Annotated in this window: 18 protein-coding genes; 5 read left to right on the top strand and 13 right to left on the bottom strand. The window is 73.0% G+C overall.

Going from position 1 to position 21,305, the window contains the following annotated elements:
- Nucleotides 1-21 precede the first annotated feature (21 nt).
- From B0I32_RS28460 to B0I32_RS28430, 7 genes are all read right to left on the bottom strand, one after another.
- On the bottom strand, nt 22-2,133 hold the full coding sequence (locus B0I32_RS28460) for a serine/threonine-protein kinase (protein WP_181307876.1): 2,112 nt from the start codon (nt 2,131-2,133) through the stop codon (nt 22-24).
- Between the two features lie 148 nt (nt 2,134-2,281).
- The gene (locus B0I32_RS28455; protein ID WP_146178345.1) at nt 2,282-3,424 is read right to left on the bottom strand and encodes a cytochrome P450; all 1,143 of its coding nucleotides are present in this window, start codon (nt 3,422-3,424) and stop codon (nt 2,282-2,284) included.
- A 333-nt stretch (nt 3,425-3,757) separates the two neighbouring features.
- The gene (locus B0I32_RS28450) at nt 3,758-4,558 is read right to left on the bottom strand and encodes an IclR family transcriptional regulator (protein ID WP_181307874.1); all 801 of its coding nucleotides are present in this window, start codon (nt 4,556-4,558) and stop codon (nt 3,758-3,760) included.
- A 99-nt stretch (nt 4,559-4,657) separates the two neighbouring features.
- On the bottom strand, nt 4,658-5,401 hold the full coding sequence (locus B0I32_RS28445) for an XdhC family protein (RefSeq protein ID WP_219912036.1): 744 nt from the start codon (nt 5,399-5,401) through the stop codon (nt 4,658-4,660).
- 229 nt (nt 5,402-5,630) lie between these two features.
- Nucleotides 5,631-7,979, bottom strand: a complete 2,349-nt coding sequence (locus tag B0I32_RS28440; protein ID WP_181307873.1) for an aerobic carbon-monoxide dehydrogenase large subunit — start codon at nt 7,977-7,979, stop codon at nt 5,631-5,633.
- Entirely contained in the window at nt 7,976-8,437 is a 462-nt protein-coding gene (locus B0I32_RS28435; protein ID WP_106245005.1) for a (2Fe-2S)-binding protein, read from the bottom strand. The genes B0I32_RS28440 and B0I32_RS28435 overlap by 4 nt, the downstream gene beginning before the upstream one ends.
- 1 nt (nt 8,438) lies before the next feature.
- The gene (locus B0I32_RS28430; protein ID WP_106245004.1) at nt 8,439-9,302 is read right to left on the bottom strand and encodes an FAD binding domain-containing protein; all 864 of its coding nucleotides are present in this window, start codon (nt 9,300-9,302) and stop codon (nt 8,439-8,441) included.
- 85 nt (nt 9,303-9,387) lie between these two features.
- On the opposite strand from B0I32_RS28430, the gene B0I32_RS28425 reads away from it, so the two are divergent.
- Nucleotides 9,388-10,296, top strand: coding sequence for a LysR family transcriptional regulator (locus B0I32_RS28425; protein ID WP_106245002.1), 909 nt, complete (start codon nt 9,388-9,390; stop codon nt 10,294-10,296).
- Nucleotides 10,297-10,362: 66 nt separating this feature from the next.
- Here the strand turns inward: B0I32_RS28425 and eda are convergent, their stop codons facing one another.
- From eda to zwf, 4 genes are all read right to left on the bottom strand, one after another.
- Complete coding sequence (gene eda, locus B0I32_RS28420; RefSeq protein WP_106245000.1) at nt 10,363-10,974, bottom strand: bifunctional 4-hydroxy-2-oxoglutarate aldolase/2-dehydro-3-deoxy-phosphogluconate aldolase; 612 nt, start codon at nt 10,972-10,974, stop codon at nt 10,363-10,365.
- Nucleotides 10,975-11,095: 121 nt separating this feature from the next.
- Nucleotides 11,096-12,061: a glucokinase gene (gene glk, locus B0I32_RS28415; RefSeq protein WP_106244999.1), complete on the bottom strand. Its 966-nt coding sequence runs from the start codon at nt 12,059-12,061 to the stop codon at nt 11,096-11,098.
- Nucleotides 12,062-12,277: 216 nt separating this feature from the next.
- A complete protein-coding gene (gene edd, locus B0I32_RS28410) occupies nt 12,278-14,221 on the bottom strand; it encodes a phosphogluconate dehydratase (RefSeq protein WP_106244997.1) in 1,944 nt (647 codons plus the stop codon).
- 35 nt (nt 14,222-14,256) lie between these two features.
- A complete protein-coding gene (gene zwf / locus B0I32_RS28405; protein ID WP_106244995.1) occupies nt 14,257-15,768 on the bottom strand; it encodes a glucose-6-phosphate dehydrogenase in 1,512 nt (503 codons plus the stop codon).
- Between the two features lie 143 nt (nt 15,769-15,911).
- Between zwf and B0I32_RS28400 the strand changes: the two genes are divergently transcribed.
- On the top strand, nt 15,912-17,138 hold the full coding sequence (locus tag B0I32_RS28400) for an ROK family transcriptional regulator (RefSeq protein WP_106244993.1): 1,227 nt from the start codon (nt 15,912-15,914) through the stop codon (nt 17,136-17,138).
- Between the two features lie 146 nt (nt 17,139-17,284).
- On the opposite strand, the gene B0I32_RS28395 is transcribed toward B0I32_RS28400, so the two are convergent.
- Entirely contained in the window at nt 17,285-17,986 is a 702-nt protein-coding gene (locus B0I32_RS28395) for a DUF2470 domain-containing protein (RefSeq protein ID WP_106244992.1), read from the bottom strand.
- Nucleotides 17,987-18,060: 74 nt separating this feature from the next.
- Here B0I32_RS28395 and rpsD point away from each other — a divergent pair, with 74 nt between their 5' ends.
- Both rpsD and B0I32_RS28385 read left to right on the top strand, forming a co-directional pair.
- Nucleotides 18,061-18,675: a 30S ribosomal protein S4 gene (rpsD, locus tag B0I32_RS28390; RefSeq protein ID WP_106245387.1), complete on the top strand. Its 615-nt coding sequence runs from the start codon at nt 18,061-18,063 to the stop codon at nt 18,673-18,675.
- A gap of 2 nt (nt 18,676-18,677) precedes the next feature.
- Nucleotides 18,678-19,892 (top strand): low temperature requirement protein A, encoded by a 1,215-nt coding sequence (locus tag B0I32_RS28385; RefSeq protein ID WP_106244990.1) that lies wholly within the window; start codon nt 18,678-18,680, stop codon nt 19,890-19,892.
- A gap of 97 nt (nt 19,893-19,989) precedes the next feature.
- Here B0I32_RS28385 and B0I32_RS28375 read toward each other — a convergent pair whose 3' ends face one another.
- Nucleotides 19,990-20,871, bottom strand: a complete 882-nt coding sequence (locus B0I32_RS28375) for an ion transporter (RefSeq protein WP_106244988.1) — start codon at nt 20,869-20,871, stop codon at nt 19,990-19,992.
- Nucleotides 20,872-20,986: 115 nt separating this feature from the next.
- Here B0I32_RS28375 and B0I32_RS28370 point away from each other — a divergent pair, with 115 nt between their 5' ends.
- On the top strand, nt 20,987-21,295 hold the full coding sequence (locus B0I32_RS28370) for a DUF4190 domain-containing protein (RefSeq protein ID WP_106244986.1): 309 nt from the start codon (nt 20,987-20,989) through the stop codon (nt 21,293-21,295).
- The last annotated feature ends 10 nt before the right edge of the window (nt 21,296-21,305 follow it).

Below are 21,305 nucleotides of genomic sequence, written 5' to 3'. Positions count from 1 at the left end.
CCCCGTCTCCGGACCGGGTGGTTACGAGCCCAGGCTGACCTTGGCCCCGGCGCTCTGGCCCGAGTCGTGCACTTCGAGGGTCGTCGCCGCCAGGTCCTTCGGCAGTTCGAAGACCAGGGTGCCGGCGAACGACTGGCCCGCTTCGATGCGGATCGGCGTGATCTCCTTGCCGTCCTTGTCGAGCAGCTTGGTGCCGCCGTGTTGCGCGTCGTCCTCGTCGATCAGTTTCTGCTGGCCGGGGTTGAGCACCGTGGCCTCCTGGCCGACGTTCCTGACCTGTACGCCGACCCGGCACGTGCGCTTGGCCGCCGCCTTGGCCGGCTTGGGGCAGGTGGTGCCCGTCACGGTGAAGCGCAGCTTGCCGTCCTGCACGGGCCCGTCGTCACCGGCGGCAGAGGAACGGAACACCCACGCCAGTACGGCCAGCACCACCACCACCAGCACGACCGCGATCACCAGAGCGGTCAGACAGCCCGCGAACAGCCCCCGCCTCGGCTTGGCGGGCCGATAGCCGGGCAACCTTCCCGAACCGGTGGTCGAGTGGTGCGGCAGCGGTACCTGCCCCGTCTGATGGGGGAGCGGCCCCTGCCCGGTCTGGTGCAGCGGCACATGCCCGCGCGACGCCCCGCCCGTGGGCCCGGTGCGCTCAGCGGGCGGCGGCTGCTGCGGCCCGCGCGGCATCCTAGGCGTCGGCCCCGTACGCTCGGCGAGCGGCGGCTGGTGCGGCATCCGCGATGGCCTGGGCGTGGGCCCGCTGCGCTCGGCCGGCGGTGGCTGGTGCGGCATGCGCGGCGATCCGGATGTCGGTCCGGTGCGTTCGGCGGGGGGCGGTTGGTGGGGGCCGTGTGCGGAGCCCGGTGTCGGTCCGGTGCGTTCGGCCGGTGGAGGTTGCTGCAGGCGCACCTCAGGAGCCAGCGGCGGTTGGCCGGAGGTCGGTCCGGTGCGTTCGGCCGGTGGGGGCTGTTGCAGGCGTGACTCGGGGGCCAGCGGTGGCTGGCCGGAGCCGGGCCCGGGGCCGTGGCTCGGGCCGGCATGGCCTGACGCCGCGTGGCCGTGAGGGGCCTGGCCAGGGGCCGCGTGGCCGGGGACGGCTTGACCGGGGACGGCTTGACCGGGGGCAGCCTGACCGGGGGCGGCGGGGCCCGGGGCGGGGCTGTGGCTTGGAGCGGGGCCGGGGGCGTGGCCTAGTGGAGGGCCGGCGTTGGGGCCGGGGAGTTGGCCGGTGCGGTCGGGAGGGGCCAGGGGGCCGAACTCCGACGGGTTCCACGCGCTGGTCAGATGCTTGGTCGCGGCGAGCTGGGCGGCCGGCTCGTCGGCGGCGCCCACCAGTTCGAGCAGCAGCTGCTTGGCATCGGGCCGGCGCGCCGGGTCGGGGTGGATGGCCGCGGCGACCAGCCGGTCCAGCGGCGCGGGCAGTCCTCGCAGGTCCGGCGGCGCCTGGCGGGCCCTGGCCGCCATCACGTACGCGTCGCCCTCGCCGAACGGATGCCCGCCCAGCCCCGCGTACGCGATCAGCGACCCCCACGCGAACACGTCGCCCGCGGGGCTGGTGCGCCCCTCGAAGACCTGCTCGGGAGCGATCCAGCCGGGCGTGCCCATGACCATGCCGGCGTTGGTGTGGCGGGAGTTGACGTGGGTCGAGCGGGCCAGCCCGAAGTCGATCACCCGGGGCCCGGCCAGCGTCAGCATCACGTTGGCCGGCTTGAGGTCGCGGTGCACGAGCCCGGCCGCGTGGATCGCGGTCAGCGCGGCGGCCACGCCCACGGCGGCGGCGTGCAGCACGGACGGCGACAGCGCGCCGTGCTCGATGAGGTGATCCTCGAGCGAGATGCCGTCGATGTACTCGGTGACGAGGTAGAGGACGCTGCGGTCCTCGCCGTGGTCGAGCACGCGGGCGGTGCAGAACGAGGCCACCTTGCGCGCGTTGGACACCTCTTCGTGGAACCGCGCCCGGTAGACGGGGTCGGCGGTGTAGTCGCGCCGGATGGCCTTGAGCGCCACCCGGGGACCGTCGGCCGCCCTGGCGAGGTAGACCACGCCCATGCCGCCGGAGCCGAGGCGGCTGATCAGCTCATAGGGGCCGATCGCCGGCGGATCTTCCGGCTGCAGAGGAGTGCCTCCCGAGCGCCCCAACGTCGCCGTCCTCTCGCCGTCGTCATCCCGTCGCAAACCGAACCGTTCCTCCCGCCGGTTCGTCCCTGTGACAACCCGAACCGTTCCGCCGCCCGGCATCCCGTTTGTACCCCAGACTCTAACGGAGGAAGGGGCCGCCCGTTGGCCACTAGCCCTGAGCAGGGTCGCGTCGCAGCGGGCGCATCGAGACGCGCAGCCGGGTGAGGTCGATCGCATGCGGGAGCGGGCGATGCGGCGACAGCAGCCGCCCGATCGGCTTGGGGCGGGAGGTGCGCAGGATCCCGCCCAGGAACGCCGTGCCGACGGCGAGCGCCAGGCGCAGCCCGTCGCAGCCGGACATGGCCCACCACTCGTCGGCGGCGGTGCCGTCGAGCCAGATCTCGGGCGCGAACGTGTTCGCGTACGGCAGGCGCGGGCTGCGCTGGTGGGCCGCGACCGGGACGAGCACGGTGGTGCCCGTCGGCAGGGCGGTGCCGTACCAGTCGGTCTCGGTCGTGGTGACCCGCGACAGCACCGGCGCGGGCGGCCACAGGCGCAGCCCCTCGCGCAGGCAGGCGCGCAGGTGGTCGTGGTCGGCGCGGGCGGCCTTGCGATGGGCCGGGTGGGCGGCGAGCAGCGCCAGGGTCTGCGTCAGGCCGGCCGCGGTCGAGCCCAGCCCCATCAGCCAGTACGCGGCCTGCATGAGCGCGCGTGACTCGTTCTCCGGCGTCTCGGCGATCAGCCCGGCCAGGCTGCCGGGCTCGGCGCGGCGCAGGTGGTCGATGACGCGGGTGTCGTAGCGGCCGGACAGAATCTCCTGACGCCGCCTGGCCCGCCACCGGCCGGCCCGGGTGAGGTCCTCCAGCAGCCGGGTCAGCTCCTCGTCCCTGGCCGCGCCGTCGCCGTAGACGCAGCGCCTGGCCACCCGGCGCCAGCAGGCGTCGAGGCGGGCGTGGTCCACCACGCCGCCGCTCAGCTCGGCCGCCTCCTGCGCGGCGATCTCGATGAAGCGCGGGCGCAGCACGTCGGTGGGCAGCTCGAAGGCGTGCTGCTCCAGCACGGGGGTGTAGGCGGGGTCCGCGCGCGACAGCACCCGCAGCACGTCCCGCTTGGACATGATGAGCAGGACCCGCCCGCGCAGCCCGCGCACCAGCACGGGCCGGCCGCCGTAGCGGGACTCCAGCGCGGCCAGCAGCGCCCGGCAGCGCAGGGGGTCGCGGCCGTGGGTCATCTGCGCCGATCCTGGCGGCACGAGCGTCGCGGCCAGGCGCAGGCTCTCCAGCACCGTGGCCCTGGGCAGCCCTCTAGGCACGGGTGACCTCCCGCGATCCGGCCGGCGCCCGCGAGCCCGGGGCTCTCCGGGTCCTGACCCGGCGGGTCGCGGACGCCTCCTCGGTGGCCGGAACGGCGGGGACGTTCATATGCAGATGTGATCGTCCCGGGCCCGCGTCCGCAATCGAGGGTTTCGGCCAGTGGAACACTTCCGGCCTCAAGATCTGCCGCCGTTCCGGTCACCGGAACGGCTTCTCCCGCCGAGGACGGCGGCGCAGACAGCTCGTCGGAACGGGGTCAGCCGCCGAGAAGGGCAGGGGGAGCCGGCTGATCGGAACGGGGCCACCCCCGAAGCCGGCTCTTCGGGACGAGGTCAGCCGCCGAGGAAGGCGGCGGAGATGGCCTGGGCCGCGCCGCGGACGGAGATGCTCAGCTTGGCCAGCGGCGCCGCGTGGGCCGGCGCCGCCACCCCCACCGCCATCCGGATCCGCCCGCAGGGACCGAAGACCGGCGCGGCCACGCAGGCCACGCCCTCGGTGAACTCCTCCTGGCTGTAGGCGACGCCGTGCCTGCGGACCTGGGCCAGCTCGCGTTCGAGGCCGGCCAGGGTGGTGATCGTGCGGCGGGTCATCCGTTCGAACGAGCCGCGCGCCAGCACCTCCCTGCGCAGCCGCGGGTCGTAGGCCAGCAGCGCCTTGCCGGTCGCGGTGCAGTGCAGCGGCGCCCGGTCGGAGTCGTCGGAGCGCGAGCGCACCCGGTCGTGACCGTAGAGCCGCTCGACGTAGCGGGCCTCCAGACCCCAGGGGACGGCCAGGTTGACCGTCTGCCTGGTGGTCTCGTACAGGTGGAGCAGGTAGGGGAGCACGATCGTGCGGGTGCCGGGGACGCGGGCGCGCGTGATGCCGGTCATCGACTCCAGCAGGTCGCCCGGCAGGTACGCGCTGCCCACCCGCCGCGCCAGCTCCCGCGAGCACAGCACGCCCAGGATGCGGTGCGCCGTCGACTTGGGCAGGCCGGTGCTCCGGCACAGCTGCGACAGCGTGACAGGGCGCGAGGCCGCGCTGAGCGCGATGAGGAGGTCGATGCCCCGCTCCAGGCTGCCCGGCTGGGACCGGCCCTGGTCCGGGGCGGGGCGCTCGTCCGTCAGTGCTTGACCGGCCGATTCCGTCGGCATGGACATCCCTTTCGCTCGCCGAGGAGCGGCAGGGAGCTTCCCGGGGCTGCGTTGCACCTTGCATGACGTACCCGGACCGTCACGCGCTGATACCACCGCTCAGCGAAGTGCGATGACCTCCGCGTACACGGAGACCGCCACCTCGCCGGGTGTTCTGGCCCCGATGTCCAGACCCGCCGGAACGTGCACCCGCTCTCCTCCCTCCACCCGCGCCAGCACCGCCGCGCCGCGCTTGCGGCTGGCGATCAGCCCGACGTACGGCACGCCCCGCTCCAGCGCCTCGCGCAGCACCGGCTCCTCGCCCACGCCGTGCGAGGCGACCAGCACGGCAGCGGTGTCCGCGGCGATGGGCAGGGCGGCGGTGTCCGCGGCGATGGGCATGACGGCGGTGTCCGCGGCGACAGGCGGGGCGGCGGTGCCGGTGGCGGTCGGGCCCGCGGCGGACTCGACGGTGTAGCCGAGCGCCGCGCCGACCGTGACGAGAGCCCGCGCGATGGGCCCGTCGCCGTGCACCCGCACCAGTACGGGCGGCAGCACGGCCTCCAGGAAGATCTCCAGCGTGCCGCCGGACAGGCACGGCTGGCCCACCGCGACCAGGCCCTCCTCCTCATGCGGCGCCTCGGCCTCCGGCGTGATGCGCAGCAGCGTGGAGTCGCCGGTGCGCAGCAGCCGCAGGCCCTGGGCGCGGACGGTGTCGGTGGCGCAGATCCCGCCGACGAACCCCTCGATGGTCCCGTCGGACAGCACCAGCGCGCGGTCTCCCGCCTTCGCGCTGGTGGGCCGCCGCGCGCGCACGACCGTGGCCAGCACGTACGGCACCCGCGACGACCGCAACGAGGCCACCCTGGCCTCCAGATCCCGGGACCGGACGGCCTCGGGACCAGGGAAGCGAGCGGAATCCGGGCCCGGGGGATGAGCGGAATCCGGGCCCGGAGGATGTGCGGCGTCCAGACCCGGGGGATGAGCGGCGTGCGGGCCCGGCGCCCGCCCGGATGGGCGGGGCGCCGGCATGCCCAGGAACTCGGTCACGACCTCTCCTCCGCCGCGCCGCCGCGTGCGCGGCCCCGCCCGCTCACGGGATCGCCAGGTCCGTACGGAAGGGATCGCCGTTGACGACCCGCCACACGTTCGCCGGAGTGAGCGGCATGTCCGCGTGCCGCACCCCGTACGGCCCCAGCGCGTCCACCACGGCGTTGACCACGGCCGCCGGCGACCCCACCGTGGCCGACTCCCCGACGCCCTTGGCCCCGATCGGATGCGTCGGCGAGGGCGTCACGGTCGCGCCCAGCTCCCACGACGGGCACTCCATCGCGGTCGGCAGCAGGTAGTCCATGAACGAGGCGCCCAGGTGGTTGCCGTCCTCGTCGAACGCCATCACCTGCATGAGCGCCATGCCCACGCCGTCGGCCAGCCCGCCGTGGATCTGCCCCTCGACGATCATCGGGTTGATCCGCACCCCGCAGTCGTCCACCGCGACGAACCTGCGCACCTTCACCTGCCCGGTGCCGGGGTCGACGTCCACGACGCAGATGTAGGCCCCGAACGGATAGGTCAGGTTGGGCGGGTTGTAGACGGTGACGGCGTCCAGGTGGCCCTCGACGCCGTCGGGAAGCTCCAGGTTGGAGTGCGCGGCCAGCGCGATCTCGGCCATCGACCGGCCGGCGGACGGGTCGCCCACCACCGACCACTTCCCGTCGGCCCACTCCAGGTCGTCGGGTGAGGCCTCCAGCATGGCCGCCGCGACGATCTTGGCGCGGTCGCGCACCTTCCGCGACACCAGGGCCGCGGCGGCGCCGGAGACGGGGGTGGAGCGCGAGCCGTAGGTGCCGAGGCCGAACGGCGTCTGGTCGGTGTCGCCGTGCACGACCTCCACGTCGTCGGCCGGGATGCCCAGCTCCTGTCCGACGATCTGGGCGAACGTGGTCTCGTGCCCCTGGCCCTGCGACTGGCACGACACCCGCAGCACCGCCTTGCCCGTCGGGTGCACGCGCAGCTCGGCGCCGTCGGCCATGCCGAGGCCGAGGATGTCCATGTGCTTGCGCGGGCCCGCCCCGACGGCCTCGGTGAAGAAGCTGACGCCGATGCCCATCAGCTCGCCCCTGGCCCGCTTGTCGGCCTGCTCGGCGCGGAGCTTGTCGTAGCCCGCCATGTCCATGGCCAGGCGCAGCGCCTTGGGGTAGTCGCCGGAGTCGTACTCCCAGCCGGTGGGCGAGGTGTAGGGGAACTGCTCCGGCTTGAGCAGGTTGCGCATGCGCAGCTCGGCCGGGTCCAGGCCGAGCTCGGCCGCCAGCACGTCCACCATGCGCTCGACCAGGTAGACGGCCTCGGTGACGCGGAAGGAGCAGGCGTAGGCGACGCCGCCGGGGGCCTTGTTGGTGTAGACGCCGGTGACCTCGCAGTGGGCGGCCTCGATGTCGTACGAGCCGGAGAAGACGTGGAAGAAGCCGGCCGGGAACTTGGTCGGCTGCGCGGTGCCGTTGAACGCGCCGTGGTCGGCCAGCACCTTCACCCTGATCGCCTGGATGCGGCCGTCGCGCGTCGCGGCGACCTCGCCGCGCATGTGGTAGTCGCGGGCGAAGGCGGTGCTCATGAGGTTCTCCGAGCGGTCCTCCATCCACTTGACCGGCTTGCCGGTGACGATCGAGCCGACGATCGCGCAGACATATCCTGGATAGATCCCGACCTTTCCGCCGAAGCCGCCGCCGATGTCCGGCGAGATCACCCGGATCTTGTGCTCGGGCAGCCCGGCCACCATCGCGTACAGCGTGCGGTGCGCGTGCGGCGCCTGCGTCGGGCACCAGACCGTGAGCTTGCCGGTGACCTTGTCGAAGTCGGCCAGCGCGCCGCACGTCTCCAGCGGCGCCGGATGCACGCGCGGGTAGATCATGTCCTGCGCGACCGTCACCTCCGCCTGCTCGAAGAGCGCGTCGGTCCGCGCCCGGTCGCCGGCCTCCCAGTCGAAGATGTGGTTGCCGGTACGCCCTTCGAGATCGTCCCTGATCACCGGGGCGCCGGGGTCGAGGGCGTTCCTGGCGTCGATGACCGCGTCGAGGGGCTCGTACTCGACGTCGATCAGCTCCAGCGCGTCGCGGGCCGAGTAGGCGTCCTCCGCCACCACGAACGCGACCTCCTGCCCCTGGAAGCGCACCTTGTCCGTGGCCAGCACGGCCTGCGTGTCCTGCGACAGCGTGGGCATCCAGGCCAGGTTGAGCCCCGCCAGGGTCTGGCCGGTGATGACGGCCCTGACCTTCGGATGCGCCTCGGCCGCGCTCGTGTCGACCGAGACGATGCGGGCGTGGGCGTGCGGGCTGCGCAGGATGGCGCCGTACAGCATGCCGGGCAGCCGCACGTCGTCGGTGTAGTTGCCGCGCCCCCTGATGAAGCGCGCGTCCTCCTTGCGGTGCATGGGTCCGTAGCTCATCTGCCCGCCTCCGCCGCCCATCGGATCGACCGCACGATGTTCTCGTAGCCCGTGCACCGGCACAGCTGACCCGAGATCGCCTCGCGGATCTGCCCCTCGTCCGGGTCCGGGTTCCGGTCCAGCAGCCAGCGCGCGGTCAGCAGCATGCCCGGCGTGCAGAACCCGCATTGCAGCCCGTGGCACTCCACGAACCCCTTCTGCACCGCGTCCAGCTCGCCGTCCCGCTCCAGGCCCTCGACCGTGGTCACCTCGTGCCCGTCGGCCATGACGGCCAGCACCGTGCACGACTTGACCGGCACGCCGTCGAGCTGGACGGTGCAGACGCCGCAGTTGGAGGTGTCGCAGCCCCAGTGGGTGCCGGTCAGGTCCAGCTCGTCGCGCAGGAAGTGCACGAGCAGCAGCCTCGGCTCGACGTCCCTGGTGTACGGCTGCCCGTTCACCGTGACCGTGATCCGCATGTCAGATCCTCCCCGCTGCGGTGGCCAGCGCGCGCCGGGTCAGCTCGGCGGCCAGATGACGCTTGTAGTCGGCGGGCCCGCGCTGGTCGGCGCTGGGCGCGCAGTGCTCGGCGGCGATCCGCCCTGCCTCGGCGAACGCCTCCGCGCCCGGGGGCCGCCCGGTGAGGTGCTCCTCGGCCTCGGGGGCGCAGAAGTGCGCGGCGCCGACCGCCGTCAGCCCGATGCCGGCCTGCGCGATCACGCCGTCCTCGACCCTGAGCACCGCGCCCGCCGCCGCGACCGGCCAGTCGCCGACGCGCCGCTCGACCTTCTCGTACGCGCTGCCCGTCCCCGGCGCGACCGGCACGCGCAGCTGGATCAGCAGCTCGCCCGGCCCGACCGCGGTCTCGTAAGGACCTTCGTGGAACAGCCTGACCGGCACCGTACGCGTTCCGCCCGGTCCTTGAATGACGGCGGTCGCCCGTAATGCCGCGAACACCGCCGACAAATCCTCCGAAGGATCTCCTTGGCACAGGGAGCCGCCAACGGTCCCCCGATTTCGCACAATCGGGTCGGCAATAACACGCTCCGCATCACGAAATATCGGGAAAAGGTCGGTGGCGGTGGCGCTCTCCAGCAACTCCGCGTGCCGCACCAGCGCCCCGATCGCCAGCTCACCGCCCTCGACGGCGATCCGCCCCAGCTCAGCGGCCAGGCCGTTGATGTCGATCAGCGCTTCCGGCTGGGCCAGGCGGAGCTTCATCATCGGGATGAGACTGTGCCCGCCCGCCACGACCCTCGCCTCGGGGCCGTAGCGTTCCAGGAGTTCGAGGGCGTGCGTGACGCTGTCGGCCCTCTCGTATTCGAACGTCGCGGGAACCTGCATGACTGCACATTGCTGTTACCGATTTATCCCGACAATCGGTAAATAAGGCTTTCCTTAATGAGGTGCGGCGAACTATGAAGGGTGGGTGACCCTCAGCCAGCTCGGCGCGTTCGTCTTCGTCGCCCGACTCGGATCCGTCAAGGCCGCGGCACGGGCGCTCGGCGTCAGCGAGCCCGCCGTCTCCCAGTCGCTGGCCCAGCTCCGCAGGCACCTCGGGGACCCGCTGGTGACCCGCTCGGGCGACCGGATGGTGCTCACCGAGGGCGGCAGCCGGCTGCTCGGCATCGCCGCGCAGATCGTCGCGCTCGGAGCCGAGGCGGTCGCCGCCGTCCAGCCGGGCCGTCCCGCCCGCCTGCACGTGGTGATGGACGCGGCAATGGCCGAGTACGTGGCGGGCCCGCTGCTCTGCCTGTTCACCCAGCGCAAGCAGGTGGACGCCACCACCGGCGTGGCCGCCACCGCCGAGATCCCGCTGCTGCTGTCCAGCCGCCTGGCCGACGTCGCGCTCGGGGCCCAGCTCGCCGGGGACGGCCTGGTGAGCCGGCCGGTTCTGCGCTGCCGCCTCATCGCGGTCGGCTCGCCGCACGGGCGCAGGGACCACTGGCTGGTCGGCCCCTCAGGCACCGACCCGGCCAGCGACACCAGCCGCCTGCTGCGCCTGTTACGGGTCAAGGAGGCGCAGGTACGGGTCTTCGCCAACCAGACGGCGGCCTGGAAGGCGGCGGCCGAGGGCGCCGGCGTCGCGCCCGCCACCGCCCACCTGGTGGCCTCCCAGCTGCGCAGGGGCGAACTCGTCCCCATCGAGACCGCGGCGACCCCGCTGGCCGCCTACTGGTACGCCACCACCCTCGAACCGGCGGCGCGCTCGGCGGCGGCGGGCACGTTCATGGACTTCCTCACGACGCCCGCGGCCACCCAGGTCATGCGCACCCCGGACGACGGCGTCCCCCGCAGCCGCTTCCGGCCCACGGTGCACGTGTCGATCTGGAGCTGACGCCCGGCGCAGGCCCCTCTGGCACCGGCCCCGTCGCACGCCCGGGGCAGGAGCCGTACGCGCGCGTCAGCGGAGTGCGGCGGCCTCCGCGGCCAGCTTCTCCACCCGCGCCCAGTCTCCCGAGGCGAGCGCGTCCGCCGGGGTCAGCCACGTCCCGCCGACGCAGCCCACGTTCGGCAGCGCCAGGTAGTCGGGGGCGGTCTCCACGCGGATGCCGCCGGTCGGGCAGAAGCGCACGTCGGGCAGCGGCCCGCCGAGCGACTTCAGGTACGTGACGCCGCCCGCGGCCTCGGCCGGGAAGAACTTCAGCTCCTTGATCCCGCGCTCGGCCAGCGCCATCGCCTCGGACACGGTGACCGCCCCCGGCAGGAACGGCACACCGCTGGCCTCCAGCGCCTCGACGAGCGACGGGGTCGTCCCCGGAGACACGAGGAACCTGGCCCCGGCCGCCACGGACGCGGAGATGTCGTCGGCGGTCCTGACCGTCCCGGCGCCCACGGTCGCCTCGGGGACCTCGGCGGCGATCCTGGCGATGGCCTCGCGCGCGGCCGGCGTGCGCAGGGTCACCTCGATGGCCGGCAGCCCACCGGCCACCAGCGCCCGGGCCAGCGGCACCGCGGTCTCCACGTCATCGATCACCACGACGGGGATCACCGGGGCGAGATCGAGCAGGCTCATGGATGCTTCTCTCCTCATCGGCCACCACCACGGGGGCCGCTGCTAGTTCAAGTCGTGCGGTCCGGGACGGCCAAGGTCCGGCCGTCCCGCACAGGTCGTTCGGTGCGAGCAGGTGGCCCGGTCAGCTCACGAGCTCCTTGCGGGCCCGCCGGCTCAGCCAGGCCGCCGCGCCCGTCAGCGCCGGTTGCGGCGCGACGATCAACGCGGTGCCGATGCCCGCCAGGTAGGCGGCCATGTCGGGGTTGGCCTCGAACCGGGCACGGAAACCGCTGGCCCGCACGCGTTCCACGATACGGGGCAGCACCCCGCCGCCCAGATAGACCCCGCCCCTGGCCCCGAGGGTCAGCGCCACGTTGCCGGCGAAGCCGCCCAGCAGCCCGCAGAACACCTCGACGGTCTCCGCGCACAACGAGTCGTCCACCCTGGCCACGATGTCGGAGGCGGTCAGATCGGGAGCGGCGACGCCGTTCACCGACGCCAGCGCCCGGTGCAGCCGGACGAGCCCCGGGCCGGACAGCAGGTGCTCGGCCACCACGTGCGGCAGGCCCTGCGCGCGCAGCGCCCGCACCACCTCGAACTCCTTCGGCTCCACCACCGGCACCGTGACGTGCCCGCCCTCGCCGGGGATCGGGGCCCAGCCGTCGTCGACCGGCACCAGGCCGCCGACGCCGAGCCCGGTCCCCGGTCCGAGCACCGCCTTGACGCCGTGGCCGGGCGCGGGCCCGCCCAGGGAGACCAGGTCGGCGCCCTCCAGGTGGGGGAGCGAGACGGCCAGGGCCTCGAAGTCGTTCAGCAGCCGGGCGTAGGGGATGCCGAGATCGCGTACGGAGCCGGCCCAGGAGGAGTTCGTGAGCCGGTAGTCGTCGCCGTCGATCGGCCCGGCCAGGGCCAGGCAGGCCGCCCCTGGTCGCACCCCGCCCGCGTGCGTCGCGAGGTAGGCGGTGACGGCGTCCGGGAGGGTCGGATGGTCGGCCCCCGGCAGCACCGCGACGTTCGACGGGGGCGCTCCGAGCGAGGTGACCAGGCCGAACCGGGCGTTGGTCCCTCCGATGTCGGCCACCAGCCAGGGAAGGTCAAAGGCACTCACGCATACCTCCGGCGTCCGGGGCGGCGTCAAGATCGCTCGCCGTACTCCGAAGGATCCCACGACCGCCCGCGCCACCCCAGAGGGGACGGCGAGTACGTACGGGCTCTGTCAGGTCGGTAACCCCCCGAACGGACACAGCTCCCCGAACGGACACAAGCCCCCGAGCGGACACAGCCCGCCGGACCGGCGCGACCCGCCGGACAGACGTGGGACCGGTCACCGGGACAGTCCGGCCGGCCGGGCGCCGAGCGGCGCGCCCGTCTCCAGGTGCGAGGAGCCGGCCTCGGCCGGGAAGCCCAGGCCGGGCCCGTGGTGCGGCGACTCGGCGCCGCTCACGCCGAAGATGCCCGCGCCCTGCTCGGCGTGCCCCGCCATCCGGCGGAAGGCGGCGAACAGCTCGCGCCCGGTGCCGACCCACTGCGCGTCGCTCAGCGGCCGGCCCTCGGGCGCGCGCCGGGCCAGTTCCTCGGCCGGCACCAGCAGCTCCAGCGTCCCCGCCGCGGAGTCGAGCCTGATCACGTCGCCCTCGCGCACCAGCGCGATCGGCCCGCCGTCGGCGGCCTCGGGCGACAGGTGGATGGCCGCCGGCACCTTGCCGGACGCGCCCGACATGCGGCCGTCGGTGACGATCGCCACCCGCTGCCCCCTGTCGAGCAGCACGGCCAGCGGCGAGGTGAGCTTGTGCAGCTCGGGCATGCCGTTCGCGCTCGGGCCCTGGTAGCGGATGACGGCCACGAAGTCCTGCCCGTCCAGCTCGCCCGCCTCGAACGCCTTCAGCAGGTCGAGCTGGTCGTGGAAGACCTTGGCCGGCGCCTCGATGACCAGGTGCTCCGGCTTGACCGCCGACACCTTGCTGACCGCGCGGCCCAGGTTGCCCTCGACCATGTGGATGCCGCCGTCGGCCGAGAACGGCTTGGCGACCGGCCGCAGCACGTCCAGGTCGGAGCTGCCGCCGGTGACCGGCGACCAGACCAGCTCGCCGTCCACCAGCTCCGGCGCCTCGCGGTAGCGGTCGAGGCCGGGGCCGGCGACCGTCAGCACGTCGGCGTGCAGCAGGCCCTCGTCGAGCAGGTCGCCGATGAGCACCTGCATGCCGCCGGCGTCGCGGAAGTGGTTCACGTCCGCCTGGCCGTTGGGGTAGATCTTGGTGAGGGACGGCACCACTCGCGACAGCTGGGCCAGGTCGTCCCAGGTCAGCACGATGCCCGCGGCGGCGGCCATGGCCACCAGGTGCAGCGTGTGGTTCGTGGAGCCGCCGGTGGCCAGCAGCGCGACGCAGGCGTTCACGATGGACTTCTCGTCCACCAGCTCGCCGATCGGCGTGTAGTCGGCGCCGTGCGCGGTGATCTCCACCGCCCTGCGCCCGGCGGCCTCGGTGAGGGCGTGGCGCAGCTCGGTGTGCGGGTTGACGAACGTCGAGCCGGGCAGGTGCAGGCCCATGACCTCCATCAGCGCCTGGTTGGAGTTCGCGGTGCCGTAGAAGGTGCAGGTGCCGGGGGAGTGGTACGACTTCGCCTCGGCGTCCAGCAGCTCGACCCTGCCGACCTTGCCCTCGGCGAAGAGCTGGCGGGTGCGCGCCTTGACCTTGTTCGGCAGGCCCGACGTCATCGGCCCGGCGGGCACGAAGATCGCGGGCAGGTGCCCGAAGTGCAGCGCCCCGATGAACAGGCCCGGCACGATCTTGTCGCACACGCCCAGCAGCAGCGTGGAGTCGAACATGTCGTGCGACAGCGCGATCGCGGTGGCCATGGCGATCACGTCGCGGCTGTAGAGCGACAGCTCCATGCCCGCCCGGCCCTGGGTGATGCCGTCGCACATCGCCGGCACGCCGCCCGCCACCTGGGCCACGCCGCCGGCCTTGCGCACGGCCGCCTTCAGCTCCGGCGGGTACGTCTCGTACGGCTGGTGCGCGGACAGCATGTCGTTGTAGCTGGTCACGATGGCCACGCCCGGCTTGGCCGCGGCGCGCAGGGCCGGCTTGTCCTCGCCCGTGGCGCCCGCGAAGCCGTGCGCCAGGTTCGCGCAGCCGAGGTGCGCCCGCGCCGGGCCGTTCGCCCTGGCCTGCTCGCCGTCCCGGCGGATCCGGTCGAGGTAGGCGGCCCGGCTGACGGCGCTGCGCTCGGCGATGCGGTCGGTGATCTCCTGGATGAGGGTGTTCACGGGGTTTCCTCCGCCGGATCGGTTGGTTCGCTCGTTCACGCTTCCTCCTCGTGCCAGGCGCGACCGCTGCGGCCGAGCAGCTCATGCGCTCCTGCGGGGCCGGTGGTGCCGGCGGGGTACGGCTCGGGCAGGCCGGCGGTGGCCTTCCAGGCGTCCTGGATCGGATCGATCCAGCGCCAGGCCGCCTCGACCTCGTCGCGGCGCATGAACAGCGTCGGGTTCCCGGCCAGCACGTCGGTCAGCAGCCGTTCGTACGCCTCCGGCACCCGTGCCGTGAACGTCTCGCCGAAGCTCAGCGACATCGGCACCGGCTGCAGCGCCACCTCGCCCGCGCCCGGCTCCTTGGCCATGATGTGCAGCTCGATGCCCTCTTCCGGCTGCAGCCGCAGGACCAGCCGGTTCGGCGTGCCGCCGGGGAAGATGGCGTGCGGCACGTCCTTGAACTGCACCACGATCTCCGAGCGCCGGTAGGGCATCCGCTTGCCGGTGCGCAGGTAGAACGGCACCCCGGCCCAGCGCCAGTTCCTGATCTCGGCCCTGATCGCGGTGAACGTCTCCACCCGGCTGGACATCTCGGTCGTCGGCGTGGAGCCGGGTTCGTCGAGGTAGCCGGGCAGGTCACCGGCCCCGGTGTACTGGCCGCGCACGGTGAAGCGCTCCACCTCGCCGCCCGCGATCGGCCGCAGCGCCTGGAGCACCTTGACCTTCTCGTCGCGGATGGCCTCGCGGTCGTTGCGGGCCGGCGGCTCCATCGCGGTCAGGGTGAGCAGCTGGAGCAGGTGGTTCTGCACCATGTCGCGCAGCGCGCCCGCGTGGTCGTAGTAGCCGCGGCGGCCGGGCGTGCCGACGGTCTCCGCGGCGGTGATCTGGACGTGGTCGATCCACAGGGAGTTCCAGATCGGCTCCAGGAAGGCGTTGGCGAAGCGCAGCACCAGCAGGTTCTGCACCGTCTCCTTGCCCAGGTAGTGGTCGATCCGGAAGATCTGGCGCTCGTCGAAGATGGCGCCGACCTCGTCGTTGATGCGCTGCGCGCTGGCCAGGTCGTTGCCCAGCGGCTTCTCCAGCACCACGCGCGAGCGGGGCGTCACCAGACCGGCCTCGTGCGCCTCGCGGCAGAAGGGGCCGAACGTCCTGGGCGGGCTGGCCAGATAGAAGATCCGGTCCCGGTCCTCGTGCCCGGCCAGCAGCGTGGCCAGCGCGCTCCAGCCGGAACCCGCCTCGGTGCCGGCGCCGTGGCCGACGTCCACCGACACGTGGTGCAGCCGGCCGAGGAAACGCTGCCACACGCCGGGGTCGTCGACCGGGACGCTGTCGCGTACCTCGGCGTCCACCTTGCCGCGGAAGTCGGCGTCGGTCAGCCCGCCCCTGGACAGGGCGATGACGCGGGTCTCCGGGGCGAGCCTGCCGTCCCTGTCGCTGTGGTAGAGCGCCGGCAGCAGTTTGCGCATGGACAGGTCGCCCGTGCCACCGAAGACGACGAGGTCGGCGGCGTGGGTGACGGGGTGGGTGCCGGGGTGGACGGGGACGTTCGGTGGTGCGGTCGACACGGTTCCGGGCTCCGGGGGATCTACCAAGCAGGGACAGAACGGACACTAACGAGAGTTTGGGTCGTGCACAAGCGGAGTTTTGGTATCTGAGATGAAAAAGTCGTCACTTTTCATTACACAACCCCGTGTGGTTCACTTAGCCGATGCCTCGACGTACCGCAGCCGCGCTCGCCACGAGTGGCGAGGTGCTCCGCCTCATCCGCGCCGGTGAGGCCGTGACGCGCGCCGACCTGGGCCGGGTCACCGGCCTGTCGCGTCCCGCGGTGCAGTTGCGCGTCGGTGAGCTGCTCGAACGCGGGCTCGTCGTGGAGCGGACCGACGCCCCCTCCACGGGCGGGCGCCCGCCGGTCCGGCTGGAGTTCAACGCCTCGGGCGGCGTGGTGCTCGTGGCGGCGCTCGGCGCCAGCCGCACCAGAGTGGCCGTGTGCGACCTGGCCGGCCGTGAGCTGGCCGGGCGCGAGTTCGCGATGGACGTCGAGCAGGGGCCGGACACCGTGCTGCCGCTGCTCATGGACACCTGGGACGACCTGCTCGGCGACCGGCCACGCGCGATGATCAGAGGCGTCGGGATGGGCGTGCCGGCCACGGTCGAGTTCGCCCAGGGCCGTACGGAGAGCGCCCGCGTCATGGCCTCGTGGACCGGCGTGGTCATCCCGCCGATCATCCGCGAGCGCTTCCCCGTGCCCGTCCTGGTGGACAACGACGTCAACGTGCTGGCCATCGGCGAGCACCGGGGCACCTACCCCGAGCTCGACGACCTGATGTTCGTGAAGATCTCGACCCGCATCGGCGCGGGCGTGATCGCCGGAGGCGGCATCCTGCGCGGCGCGATGGGCGCGGCCGGCGAGATCGGGCACATCCCGGTGATCGACGGCGGCGGGGTGCTGTGCCGCTGCGGCAACATGGACTGCGTCGACTCCGTCGCCAGCGGCACCGCGCTGCTGCGCGAACTGCGCGGCCGGGGCAAGGACGTGCGGACCATCGCCGACGTGACGACTCTGGTGCGCGCGGGCGACGCCGAGACGATGGCCACGGTCCGCGAGGCCGGGCGGCGCATCGGGGAGGTGCTGGCCGGGGCGGTCAACATCCTCAACCCGTCGGTGGTGGTGCTGGGCGGCGACGTCGCGGAGGCGTTCGGGCCGCTGGTGTCGAGCATCCGCGAGGTCGTCTACCGCCGCTCCACCGCGCTGGCCACCCGCCGGCTGCGGATCGAGCCGAGCCGGCTCGGGGCGGGGGCGGGCATCAGCGGCTGCGCGGTCATGGTGCTGGACCATGTGCTGTCACCGGAGGCCGTGGACGAGACCATGACCCTCACGACCCTGCGCCGCACCCCGGCGCTGCCCACCCCGGTCGAGGCCGGCCAGTCCTGACCCCGGCCCGCGTCCGGCCCGCGTCCAGACCGTGTCCGGCCCGCGTCCAGCCCGCGTCCAGGCCCCGTCCAGGCCGCGCACGGGCCGGAACGCGCACGGGCCAGAACGCGCGGGTCAGCACCCGCACAGGTGAGTGCGCGCGCGGGTCAGCAGGTGCAGAGCAGGCCGCGTAGCGCCGTCTCCAGGCACAGGTCGGAGCGGGCCGGCACCGGCCAGGGGAAGCGGACGAGCGTCTCGTCCACCCGTACCGTCGCCCCGAACCGGTCCAGCTCCCACAGCCACACCTCCGCCGCCGGCTCCCCCAGCTGCCTGGTCACCCCGGCGGTGAGCTGCGTCCGGTGGGCGGAGTTGACGTGCGCGAGCACCCGCTCGGCCGTCTCCGACAGCGGGTCGGGCGCCGCCCCGAGGTAGTCGTCGGCGTCCAGCAGCCCGGACTCCTGCCCGGTCAGGTACACGACCTGCCCCACGTCCAGCCGCAGCAACCGCGGCGCGTCCGGCCGCCCGAACCGCTCCAGCGCCTCGAACAGGCTCTCGTCGGCGCTGTGCGCGGCCACCGCCACCGCCGCGGCACGGGCCTCGGCCTCCGGCACGGCCTCCGCCCAGCCCTGCACCTCCAGCAGCCCGCGCGGATGCGTCACCGGGCCGAGCTGCCGCATCGAGGTCAGGTTGACGGCCACGACGGCGTCCGCGCGCAGGCCGTGCAGCGCCTCGCCGGGCCGGACCAGCAGCACGGGACGGCCGCGCTCGTCCACCCCGCCGCGGGCGGGGGAGGGGGCGCCGTCAACGGTGAGCTTGGCGACGTCGGCGGTCGCGGCGAGGGTGCGGACCCGCTCGGGGATCGGCAGCATGACGCCTCCTTGGAGACCAATGGTGTAGGTTAGGCTTGCCTAAGTAAGGATTACCTAATCACATCGAGGTGAACGTGCGCTACACCGGCCCGAAGGTGCGACTGTCGCGTCGCGCGGGCGTCCCGCTGACCAGGAAAGCCGTCCGCTACTTCGAGACGCGCCCGTACCCGCCGGGCGAGCACGGGCGCAAGACCAACCGCCGCAACACCGGCGACTACGGCCTGCGGCTGCTGGAGAAGCAGAAGCTGCGCTGGTACTACGACGTGTCGGAGCGCCAGCTGCGCCGCTACTGGGACCTCGCCGTACGCAAGCCGGGCGCCTCGGGCGCCGAGCTCGTCACCCTGCTGGAGACCCGCCTGGCCTCCCTCGTGCTGCGCTCGGGACTGGCTCCGTCGATCTACGCCGCCCGCCAGTACATCGCCCACGGCCACATCGCCGTGGACGGCCGCAAGGTCGACATCCCCAGCTATCTGGTCAAGCCCGGACAGGTCGTCTCCGTACGGACGCGCTCGCGCCAGATGCAGCCCTTCGTCGCGGCGGCCGAGGGCGTGCACGCCGACGAGCGCACGGCCGCGTACCTGTCGGTGGAGCTGAAGGACCTGCGCTTCACGCTGGTGAGCCGGCCCGAGCGCGAGCAGATCGTGGTCCCCGTGGACGAGCAGCTCGTGGTGGAGTTCTATTCTCGTTAGCCGTGAGTGCAGCGGAAGAGCGTCACGCGAGCTGGTTAGAGCTGTTCTTCGACCTGGTGGTCGTGGTGGCGGTGATCCAGCTGGCCCACCGGCTGGCCCACCCGACCTGGCCGGACGTGGCGCTCTTCGTCGTCCTGTACTACGCGGTCTGGAGCGTGTGGACCGCCCTGACCCTGTACTCGAACGTGCGGGCCGAGCGCACCCGCATGCTCAGCATGCTGATCGGCATGTTCGGCATCGCCGTGATGGCCGCCGCCGCGCCGGACGTCGCCCGCGAGATGGACGCGGGCGGCACGCACGACGGCTGGTTCATCGCCGCGTACATCGTCTCCAGGTCGAGCGCCTCCAGAAGCCTCCAGCGGGCCGGCGCGATCATGACCGCGTGGCCCGCGGCCCAGCTGGGCGCGGGGCTGACGCCGTGGATCGCGTCCATCTGGGTCGAGGGCCCCTGGCGCTACGTCATGTGGGGCATCGGCGTGCTGCTCGACCTCGGCTTCTCCGTGGCCCGCGGCCGCCGGCCCGAGCGCATGATCGAGGAGCTGAACGAGCAGATCCGGCGGCGGATGAAGCGCGACAGGCACCTCATCAGGTCCCGCCCCGCGCCCGGCCAGTACGCCCCCGCCGTGCTGGAGCCGGTCCATCTGGGGGAGCGGCTGGGACTGTTCGTGATCATCGTGCTCGGTGAGGCCGTCATGCAGGTCGTGCTGGCCGCCTCCGGGCAGTCCTGGGGGCCGGAGCTGGCGCTGGCCGCCCTGGCGGGGTTCGGGCTGATCGTCTCACTGTGGTGGATCACCCTCCAGTACGGCCTCAGCGCCGTCCCCGGCGCAGCGGAGCGGGGGCTGAAGGCGTACGTGGCCCTGCCCGCGCACTTCGCCATGACGGCCGGCCTCACCGCGACGGCGGCCGGGCTGGGCGTGGTCGCCGCCGAGCCGGGCGCGCACCTGCACGGCGGGGCCGGCTGGGTGCTGGGCGGCGGGCTGGCGGTGTACTTCGCCGCCTCCGCGGCGCTGGGCCTGGCCCTGCGGGCCGAGCGGCGCTGGATCTGGGGCTGGGCCGTGCCCTCCGTCCTCGTGCCGCCGATCGTGGCCGCGGTGTCCGGGCTGCTGCCCGGCTGGCTCGTGGTCGTGCTGCTGCTGCTCGTGGCCCTGTGGCGGGTCGCCTACCGCCACCGCGGCGGCGAGGCCCCCGGCACCGCCCCCGACGCCGCCGCCGCGTAGTCCCGGCCGCCGGCGCGGGCCGCGCCTCCGGGAACGGCCGCGCCTCCGGGAACCGCCGCGCCTCCGGGAACGGCCGCGCCTGATCGCGGCCGGGTGGTCAGTTGCGGCCGGCCTTGGCCCGGCGTGAGCGCCTGGGCTGCGGCTCGGACCGCTCCCGCACGCCGTCAGGCAACGTCTCGCGCAGGTGGGCGACCTCCGCGCGCAGCGCGGCCAGCTCGTCCAGGATCCGCTGAGTGTGCGCCGTCGTGTCCTCGATCGCCGCCAGTTCCTCGGCCCGCTCCGCCCGCTCCTCGGCCCGCTCCTCCTCGCTCTCCTCGTCCATGGCGCTCACCACGACCGCCAGGAAGAGGTTCAGCACGACGAACGTGCACACGAGGATGAAGATGGTGAAGAAGATCCACGCCGTCGGATGCCGGCTCATCACCTCCCTGGCGATGTTGCCCCAGTCGTCGCCCGTCATCGTCTGGTAGAGGGTGAACAGCGAGGTCGGCAGGTCGCCGAAGCGATCGGGCGCGGTCTGGCCGTACAGCTTCGTGGCCATGACCGCGGCGACGTACAGCACCAGCGACAGCAGCACCACGATCGAGCTCATCCCCGGCATCGCCCGCAGCAGCGCCGAGACTACGCGGCGCAGGCTGGGCACGACCGACAGCAGCCGCAGCACCCGCAGGATGCGTAGCGCCCGCAGCACCGACAGGCCGCCGGTCGTGGAGGCGAAGGCGATGCCGACGATGATCGTGTCGAAGATGTTCCACGGGTCGCGCGGGAAGGCGGCGCGTTCGACGTAGATCTTGGCGATCAGCTCGGCGGCGAAGATGTAGAGCGCGAGATGATCGATCACGGTGAGCAGGCTGCCGTACCGCTCGACCAGGGGAGGGAAGGTCTCCATGCCGAGGGTGGCCGCGTTCAGCACGATCAGGCCGATGATGAACCGCTGGAAATGCCGGTGGGCGAGCAGGGCTCGAGTGCGTTCGCGCACGGGTGCAGGCTCCTCAGGGGTGGATCAGGTCGGCACCATGATGACGCAATATGATCAACCCGAGGACTGTGGTATAAAACCCCCCTGACTTGTCGATGTGGGGGACCATACGACCATGTCCTATCCCGACTACGGCCAAGGCCCCTACGGTCCCGTGCCGCAGAGCCACCCCAACGGCACCACCATCCTCGTGCTGGGGATCCTGAGCCTGGTGGTGTGCACGTTCATCGGCCCCTTCGCCTGGTCGATGGGCAACAAGGCGCTGCGTGAGATCGACGGCAGCGGCTACTTCTACGAGAACCGCGGCCACGTCCAGGCCGGCCGCATCTGCGGCATCATCAGCAGCGCGATGCTGATCCTCACCCTGGGCCTAGTGGCCATCGGCCTGCTGTTCGGCCTCCTCGGCGCCCTGTCGGACATCTGAGACCCCTTCG

Source organism: Nonomuraea fuscirosea, assembly GCF_003001935.1.
Classification (GTDB): Bacteria; Actinomycetota; Actinomycetes; order Streptosporangiales; family Streptosporangiaceae; genus Nonomuraea; species Nonomuraea fuscirosea.
Note: the sequence above shows the minus strand (reverse complement) of the source record. Positions and strands in the feature narration are given on the sequence as shown.